The sequence below is a fragment of the Clostridium sp. HBUAS56017 genome, assembly GCF_007115085.1.
Classification (GTDB): Bacteria; Bacillota; Clostridia; order Clostridiales; family Clostridiaceae; genus Clostridium; species Clostridium cibarium.
Genome location: NZ_SULK01000021.1, coordinates 36,610 through 38,317 on the forward strand (window position 1 = coordinate 36,610; position 1,708 = coordinate 38,317).

General features: G+C 30.1%; 1 protein-coding gene and 1 pseudogene. Both read right to left on the reverse strand.

Annotation, left to right across the window (positions count from 1 at the left end):
- Positions 1–684: pseudogene (locus tag FAY47_RS21005) on the reverse strand (endoglucanase); the annotation flags it as partial.
- Positions 685–863: 179 nt separating this feature from the next.
- The coding region (locus FAY47_RS15830; RefSeq protein WP_207706257.1) for a hypothetical protein at positions 864–1,708 on the reverse strand (845 nt) is incomplete at its 5' end.

Consider the following 1,708-nt stretch of genomic DNA (forward strand, 5'->3'; position numbering starts at 1 on the left):
CGCCCAGTCATCACTAGTATTTTGTGCAAAGGCACCAGCATAAATCTTTGTAGTCTCTCCTTTTGTATATATATCTTTCCCTGTTGTTGGTGTTACTGGCGCTTTTTTAGTATATTGATATTCTGCTAAAGTAATATCTGCTTTAACCCCAGTAATTTTGTGAAGATAATCTACTTTTGCTGTTGCATCTTTTGGTAAATAATCATTAAGTAAAATTTGTGTGGTATTTCCACTAATACCCCAACTAGTCTTCTCTGCAGCATATGATTGTGAATAATCTTTATTTAAATTAATTACAACATCATCATACCCATCTGCTTTAATTGTAACTGTACCTACATGGAATTTTAATGTGCTTTTATCTCCATCAGCAATATTTCCATCAGCAATATTTATACCAAAGTTTGCAGTACTATTAGATTTTGCAAATGCACTATTTGCATCAATAGCATTTAAATTAGTCACATTCTGATACAAAAGGCCAATAGTATCTCCCATACTCATCCAAGCCCAATCATCAGTGTTTTGTGTAAATGCACTAGCATAAATCTTAGTTGTCTCTCCTTTTGTTGTATAAATAGATTCTGTGGCAGCATGTACTTTTAATGAAGTATTGCTAAGGACACAGGTGAATAACATCACTAAAGCTACCAATAATGATGATATTCGTTTTTTCTTTTTCATAATAAATCATTCCTTTCATATATTTTAATAATTATATAAGGTATATGCTTTACTCTACCATAACATATCTTTTTTATGAACTTATTCGTCGTAAACGTTCATTATAGCTACTTAATTTATATATTTTTTACTACAAGAATAAAAAGCTGCACAAATTGTACAGCTTTTTTGATAAATATTTATTTTCCTATATAAGGATTTCCATCAGTATCTGTAAATATTGATACACTATCAATTGCACCTAGTGCACCATCACGATTTGTATTAAAGTAAAGCTTACCGCTACTGTCAAAATCTACACCTTCTATTTCAAATTTCTCTCCATAAGTTTTAGGTCCGCTTGTAATTCTAAAAAACAAATCATTTTTTATATTTGACCTCACTGAGTTGTTTACAGTATTATCATTTAAGTTATATGCCAATACTATGCTGACATTTGAAGGCAGCTTACTGTTACCTTCACTTGGTTTGGCAAGAGGTATATATATTTTATTGTTGTAATAACAAATACCTTGTCCAATATAGTTTGTAAAATCAATATCCCTATCACCTTGAGTAATTACATCTGATGAAGTTAATTTGTAGTTTAATGAAAAACCTCGAGTACAATTTAAAGTGTTATTAGAATCATCAAATGTACCTATATAACAATATGGGCCTACTTTTACAATAAACTCCTGTTTACCATTTACAGTTTTATAATATGTTATACCTGAGAATCCTTTGTTCAAAATAGTTCCATTGTACTTTACTGTATATGCTTTACTGAATGTATAGCCACTAGAATTTACATTTAATTTTATAATTTTATTTTCGTATTTCCCTTCTATTGGAGCAATATAAAGTGATGTTGTAGTGCCAGAATTTACTGCAGTTAAATCATTAGCATGACCTAGATCAGAACCTTTAAATCTTGCACCGCTGTTGTTTTTAAGTTGTGCAAAGCCACCGCCATCTCCAATTTTTTTATAGAGCAAAATGACATCTTTGGTTTTATTATTTAATTTTGCTGAATAAATTGTAT